Annotated in this window: 5 protein-coding genes, 4 tRNA genes and 1 rRNA gene; 8 read left to right on the top strand and 2 right to left on the bottom strand. The window is 47.4% G+C overall.

Features of this window, described 5'->3' with window-relative positions:
- From rrf to birA, 3 genes are all read left to right on the top strand, one after another.
- Nucleotides 1-105: ribosomal RNA gene (rrf, locus tag K5Y30_RS24675) — 5S ribosomal RNA — on the top strand; the annotation flags it as partial.
- Between the two features lie 147 nt (nt 106-252).
- A complete protein-coding gene (gene murB / locus K5Y30_RS24670; protein WP_222186138.1) occupies nt 253-1,290 on the top strand; it encodes a UDP-N-acetylmuramate dehydrogenase in 1,038 nt (345 codons plus the stop codon).
- Nucleotides 1,287-2,249 (top strand): bifunctional biotin--[acetyl-CoA-carboxylase] ligase/biotin operon repressor BirA, encoded by a 963-nt coding sequence (birA, locus tag K5Y30_RS24665; RefSeq protein ID WP_222186137.1) that lies wholly within the window; start codon nt 1,287-1,289, stop codon nt 2,247-2,249. Before murB ends, birA begins: the two co-directional genes overlap by 4 nt.
- 61 nt (nt 2,250-2,310) lie before the next feature.
- Here the strand turns inward: birA and coaA are convergent, their stop codons facing one another.
- On the bottom strand, nt 2,311-3,261 hold the full coding sequence (coaA, locus tag K5Y30_RS24660; RefSeq protein WP_222214018.1) for a type I pantothenate kinase: 951 nt from the start codon (nt 3,259-3,261) through the stop codon (nt 2,311-2,313).
- Between the two features lie 202 nt (nt 3,262-3,463).
- Nucleotides 3,464-4,021, bottom strand: a complete 558-nt coding sequence (locus K5Y30_RS24655) for a GNAT family N-acetyltransferase (protein WP_101762580.1) — start codon at nt 4,019-4,021, stop codon at nt 3,464-3,466.
- 328 nt (nt 4,022-4,349) lie between these two features.
- Here K5Y30_RS24655 and K5Y30_RS24645 point away from each other — a divergent pair.
- The 5 genes from K5Y30_RS24645 to tuf all read left to right on the top strand — a co-directional run bounded on the left by K5Y30_RS24645 (nt 4,350) and on the right by tuf (nt 6,157).
- Nucleotides 4,350-4,425, top strand: a tRNA-Thr gene (locus K5Y30_RS24645).
- A 7-nt stretch (nt 4,426-4,432) separates the two neighbouring features.
- A tRNA-Tyr gene (locus K5Y30_RS24640) sits at nt 4,433-4,517 on the top strand.
- A gap of 192 nt (nt 4,518-4,709) precedes the next feature.
- Nucleotides 4,710-4,784, top strand: a tRNA-Gly gene (locus K5Y30_RS24635).
- A 5-nt stretch (nt 4,785-4,789) separates the two neighbouring features.
- Nucleotides 4,790-4,865, top strand: a tRNA-Thr gene (locus tag K5Y30_RS24630).
- Between the two features lie 107 nt (nt 4,866-4,972).
- Entirely contained in the window at nt 4,973-6,157 is a 1,185-nt protein-coding gene (gene tuf, locus K5Y30_RS24625) for an elongation factor Tu (RefSeq protein ID WP_180822597.1), read from the top strand.
- Nucleotides 6,158-6,211 lie beyond the last annotated feature (54 nt).

Raw genomic sequence — 6,211 nt, 5'->3', positions numbered from 1 at the left:
TAGCGCGGTGGTCCCACCTGACCCCATGCCGAACTCAGAAGTGAAACGCCGTAGCGCCGATGGTAGTGTGGGGTCTCCCCATGCGAGAGTAGGGAACTGCCAGGCATCAGACAGTGAAGAAGCCCCGAACGAAAGTTCGGGGCTTTTTTACGTCTGTACATTAGCAATTTCTCACCAGAAATAAGAAAACATCAAACTCGCAACCTGCCGATCAGGTAAACTACGGCCAGATTAATCAGTAAAGGCCGTGAAATGTCCAGCCCCAATACATCCCTAGAAGCTTTCAATACTCTTGGTCTTACGATCAATGCACAAACGCTGACTATCGCTGAAACGCCTGACGCTATTACTTTGGCCTGGAAAGACAGTCAGCAATCAAATCTGCCCTTTATTGTATTAGGCGAAGGGAGCAACGTACTCTTTCTGGAAGATTTTAGCGGCTCGGTGGTGGTTAATGCGATTAAGGGCATAGCTATCGAGGAGAATGACGAAGCTTGGCATTTACATGTTGGTGCCGGCGAAAATTGGCACGCTTTAGTTGAGCAGACGCTAAAGAAGGGTATTACAGGACTGGAAAACCTGGCGCTAATTCCTGGTATGGCTGGCTCAGCACCGATTCAAAATATCGGTGCATATGGTGTCGAATTTAAAGATATCTGTCACTACGTTGAAGCTATACATCTTCCAACGCGAAATATAATTCGTTTGTATCGAGAAGAGTGCCAGTTTGGCTATCGCGATAGTGTTTTCAAACATGCAATGAAGAATGACTATGTCATTGTTGCAGTGGGATTACGCTTGGCAAAGCAGTGGAAACCTGTTCTAACTTATGGCGATCTGACTAAATTAAACTCAGCAACAGTGTGTGCCTGGGATGTATTCAATGAAATTTGCCATATGCGCCAAAGCAAACTGCCCGACCCAAAAATCACAGGCAATGTGGGTAGTTTCTTCAAAAACCCGCTGATTACAGCTGAGCATGCAGACGCACTAATTATGCAGTGGCCATCCATTCCTCATTATCCACAGGCCAGTGGTGACGTGAAATTAGCAGCAGGCTGGTTGATCGACCAATGTGGTCTTAAAGGCTTCCGTGTGGGTGGCGCCGCAGTTCACCGTCAACAGGCTCTGGTACTGATTAATGAAGATCATGCTACTCCACAGGATATTGTCGATTTGGCGCACCAGGTTAGGAATAGAGTCGGACAAAAGTTTGATGTTTGGCTGGAGCCAGAAGTGCGCTTTATCGGTGCTCGAGGCGAGCGTAACGCCGTTGAGGTAATTTCATGAAAGATAATAGCGTGCCGTTAAAGTTAGTGGCATTGGTGGCTGATGGTGAATTTCACTCTGGTGAGCAACTGGGCGAAGCGCTTGGCATGAGCCGTGCTGCCATCAATAAACATATACAGACTCTGAAAAGCTGGGGTCTGGATGTATATACGGTTACAGGTAAAGGCTATAGCTTACCGGGGCCAATTCAGTTACTGGATGAAGAAGTCATTTTGTCTCACCTGCATCAACCTAATCTGGCGTTGATTCCTGTTATTGATTCTACCAACCAATATTTGCTGAATCGGATGGATCAATTGCCGTCTGGCTACGCATGCATTGCCGAATATCAGCAAGCAGGGCGCGGACGTCGCGGGCGTAAGTGGTTTTCACCATTTGGCTCCAACCTGTATATGTCCATGTATTGGCGTTTGGAGCAGGGGCCAGCTGCGGCGATGGGCCTGAGTCTAGTGATTGGTATCATCATGGCAGAAGTGATTCAGTCATTAGGTGCACCGGATGTACGGGTTAAATGGCCTAATGATCTCTATCTTAACGATCGTAAACTTGCTGGTATTTTAGTTGAGTTAACCGGAAAAACCGGCGATGCCGCTCAGATCGTTATAGGTGCTGGCGTCAATTTGCTGATGCGTTCAGAAGGCACGGCAGAAATTAATCAGGGTTGGATTAATCTTCAGGAAGCGGGTGTTGATATCGATCGCAACGAGTTAGCTGCGAAGCTGATTAATAGCCTGCGTGAAGCATTACCCATTTTTGAACGCGATGGTTTGGCGCCATTTGTTTCACGCTGGGAAGCCCTTGATAACTTCATTAATCGCCCAGTGAAGCTTCTTATTGGTGATCGTGAGGTATATGGCATTGCGCGAGGTATTGATAAGCAGGGCGGTTTATTACTGGAGCAGGATGGAGTCGTTAAATCCTGGGTCGGGGGCGAGATTTCGTTGCGTCCAGACAATTAATGCACATGAGTAAAAAATTAAAATGCCCACAATCTTTTATGGGCATTTTATTTAAAAAAGACTATTTTCTCAAACGTACACTTTGCACCGCATGATCAGCCGACTTAGTCATAATAAGGCTGGCTCGTTCGCGTGTAGGCAGAATATTTTCCTTTAAATTAAGCCAGTTAATCTCTTTCCATAGCCCACGCGCAATATTGAGTGCATCCTCTTCTGGTAATTGCGAATAGTGATGGAAATAAGAGTCCGGATCGCTAAACGCGCCCTCACGGAATTTCAAAAATCTATTTACATACCAGCTCTCAAGTAATGACTCAGGCGCATCGACGTAAATTGAAAAATCCACAAAATCAGACACAAATACATGATGAGGATCGTGAGGATAGTCCATACCGCTTTGCAGCACATTCAATCCTTCAAGAATAAGAATATCAGGCTGTTGTACGACTTTATCGCCATCCGGAATGACATCGTAAATCAGATGAGAATAAACCGGCGCTGTCACCTGGCTAGCACCCGATTTTAAATCAGATACGAAGTTAACCAGGCGATGCATATCGTAAGATTGCGGGAACCCTTTTTTCTTCATCAAACCGCGTTCTTTAAGCACGGCATTAGGATGCAAAAAACCATCAGTAGTGATCAGTTCTACTTTGCGGTGTTCTGGCCAGCGGCTAAGAAGCGCCTGAAGCACACGAGCAGTTGTGCTTTTTCCTACCGCAACGCTGCCGGCAATACTGATGATATAAGGGATTTTCTGCCCATTAGTGCCAAGGAATTGCTCAAGCACCGCCTGACGACGCAGATTAGAACTGATATAAAAATTAAGCAGACGCGATAGCGGCAGATAAATCTCGGCCACTTCTTCTAATGAAAGATCTTCATTGATACCACGCAGACGCTCAATTTCACCTTCAGCCAATGTCATTGGTACTGAATCGCGTAGTGCTGCCCATTGCTGGCGATTGAACTGCAAATAAGGCGTAGTAAGAGGTGTCGTTTTTTTACTCATAAGCATGCATCTGAGTGCAAATTCTGATTAATCAACACCTTGCTGCATTAGGCATACGAAGATGTATCAAACTCAATTGCACGTCACAGGGGTAATTAACGAGAACAATGGGCAGGAGGGTAACACCAGTGTGACTTTAAAAAGAAGTAAAATGATAAACAGGAGCACGCTTTCGCAAGCGTGCCCGCATTTTTCTTGTCGGTCAGTAGCTTGTCGCTACATTTTCTGCTGGGCTGGTACGCAGACGTTTATAGTAAATCGCGCCGGGATGAGGATGCCCATCCGCGCATAATGCATAGTCGGGCAATTCCCCTAAATAGCGGTAGCCATGTGCCCGATAAAAAATTTCTTCTGCAGAACCTGCAATGACATCCAAATAAAGCAGACCACGCTGATAGCTTTCTGCCTTGTGCTCAAGCGTCTGCATTAATCTGCGTCCAATCCCTTCTCGCTGAGCATTTGAATGCACAAGCAGCTGTAAAACTTCCGCGCGATTTTGTCCATCTGGACGCTGACAAATATTGAGCTGCACGCTTCCCACCACAACCGAGTCGATGACGGCAATCCATAGCAGCAACTCATGGCGTGCCATTTTGTTGCGCAAGCTATGAAAATAGCGCTCGGCATCCTGATACTGTTGCATCTTTTGCGAATGTTGAAATGCCGAAGTCATATTGTTTTTTACCGCTTCAACCATCAGGGCAGCCAAAGCCTGACGATAAAGGGGTAATGTTTCTGCAGTGAGCTGAACAATATTCATGCGACATCCTCCATTTAATGACCCGATTAAATAGATAAGCAAAATGCAGGCCAGCAGAAAAAACGAGTGTAGCGGGTAGTTTCACAAAAAATTTTCTACAATTTGCACAGCAGAAAGGCAGTGTGCTTCAAATATGTGCATTGAAAATGATGGCGGTTCATAGCAATCAATCTATGTGGTGGTGTAAAAATGCACAGGTTTAGGGTGATTTTACTGCAGCTGATGGCTGATTTGAGATGATTTGCACAAATAGTAAGCGATAGAACAATTTTGACGATTTTTTTGTTGCATCCTTCTTCGGGTATTCCTAGAATGCGCTCCACTTGATGCCGGCTTAGCTCAGTTGGTAGAGCAACTGACTTGTAATCAGTAGGTCACCAGTTCGATTCCGGTAGCCGGCACCATCAAGTAGGTGGGATTCCCGAGCGGCCAAAGGGAGCAGACTGTAAATCTGCCGTCACAGACTTCGAAGGTTCGAATCCTTCTCCCACCACCATCTCAACCTCCTGGTTGGGCGTCAGATAAAGTCTTTATCTGATGGGTGAGTTCTTCATCTCTCACCTTCGAATTTCAGATTGCGCATTAGCGCAATCAAAGTTGGTCAGCAACTCTGACCGGCTCGAATAATAGAAGGTCTTCTTTTATTATTCATAAGCTACAGAAAGAACAGGTAGCCGAGTTCCAGGATGCGGGCATCGTATAATGGCTATTACCTCAGCCTTCCAAGCTGATGATGCGGGTTCGATTCCCGCTGCCCGCTCCAGATGTGCTGATATGGCTCAGTTGGTAGAGCGCACCCTTGGTAAGGGTGAGGTCCCCAGTTCGACTCTGGGTATCAGCACCACTTCCTTTATCTCTCTCCTGATTCTCTCTCTGTAAACCAAACAGTCAGGCAATGCCTGGTTGATATGACGATATCTTCGATATATCCGTGTCTTAGAGGGACTAGCGATGGCTAAAGAGCAATTTCAGCGTAACAAACTGCACGTAAACGTGGGCACCATCGGTCACGTCGACCACGGTAAAACCACCCTGACTGCAGCAATCACTACCGTACTGGCTAAAACCTACGGCGGTAAAGCAAGCAAGTTCGATGAGATCGATAAGGCGCCAGAAGAGAAAGCACGTGGTATCACCATCAACACTTCTCACGTTGAATATGAAACCCCGACTCGCCACTATGCGCACGTTGACTGCCCAGGCCACGCCGACTATGTGAAAAACATGATCACCGGTGCTGCGCAGATGGATGGCGCGATCCTGGTTGTTGCTGCGACTGATGGCCCAATGCCACAGACCCGTGAGCACATCCTGCTGGGTCGTCAGGTTGGCGTTCCTTACATCATCGTGTTCCTGAACAAGTGCGACATGGTTGATGATGAAGAGCTGCTGGAACTGGTTGAGATGGAAGTACGTGACCTGCTGTCAGCTTATGACTTCCCGGGCGACGACACTCCAATCGTACGTGGTTCTGCTCTGAAAGCGCTGGAAGGCGAAGCTGAGTGGGAAGCTAAAATCATTGAGCTGGCTGAGCATCTGGATACTTACATCCCAGAGCCAGTACGTGCAATCGACCTGCCGTTCCTGCTGCCAATCGAAGACGTATTCTCAATCTCAGGCCGTGGTACCGTTGTTACCGGTCGTGTTGAGCGCGGTATCGTTAAAGTGGGCGACGAAGTTGAAATCGTTGGTATCAAGGCGACTGTTAAGTCTACCTGTACTGGCGTTGAAATGTTCCGCAAACTGCTGGACCAGGGTCAGGCTGGCGAGAACTGCGGCGTTCTGCTGCGTGGTATCAAGCGTGAAGACATCCAGCGTGGCCAGGTTCTGGCTAAGCCGGCTTCAATCAAGCCGCATACCAAGTTCACTTCAGAAGTTTACGTTCTGTCTAAAGATGAAGGCGGCCGTCATACTCCGTTCTTCAAAGGCTATCGTCCACAGTTCTACTTCCGTACAACTGACGTGACCGGCAACGTTGAGCTGCCAGAAGGCGTAGAGATGGTAATGCCAGGCGACAACGTTCAGATGACCGTTGAGCTGATCCACCCAATCGCGATGGATGAAGGCTTGCGCTTCGCTATCCGTGAAGGCGGCCGTACCGTTGGTGCGGGTGTTGTTGCTACAATTATCGCTTAATTGCGATAAGATTTGACGCAATGCACAAGGAAAGGGCATCATTTGATGCCCTTT

The organism is Pantoea sp. DY-5, from assembly GCF_019795955.1.
Classification (GTDB): domain Bacteria; phylum Pseudomonadota; class Gammaproteobacteria; order Enterobacterales; family Enterobacteriaceae; genus Pantoea; species Pantoea leporis.
This window is presented reverse-complemented; position numbering and strand designations above follow the sequence as displayed.

Coding starts and splice junctions, on each gene's coding strand:
- murB (WP_222186138.1), top strand. CDS start 253: ATGTCCAGCCCCAATACATCCCTAGAAGCTTTCAATACTCTTGGTCTT.
- coaA (WP_222214018.1), bottom strand. CDS start 3,261: ATGAGTAAAAAAACGACACCTCTTACTACGCCTTATTTGCAGTTCAAT.
- K5Y30_RS24655 (WP_101762580.1), bottom strand. CDS start 4,021: ATGAATATTGTTCAGCTCACTGCAGAAACATTACCCCTTTATCGTCAG.
- birA (WP_222186137.1), top strand. CDS start 1,287: ATGAAAGATAATAGCGTGCCGTTAAAGTTAGTGGCATTGGTGGCTGAT.
- tuf (WP_180822597.1), top strand. CDS start 4,973: ATGGCTAAAGAGCAATTTCAGCGTAACAAACTGCACGTAAACGTGGGC.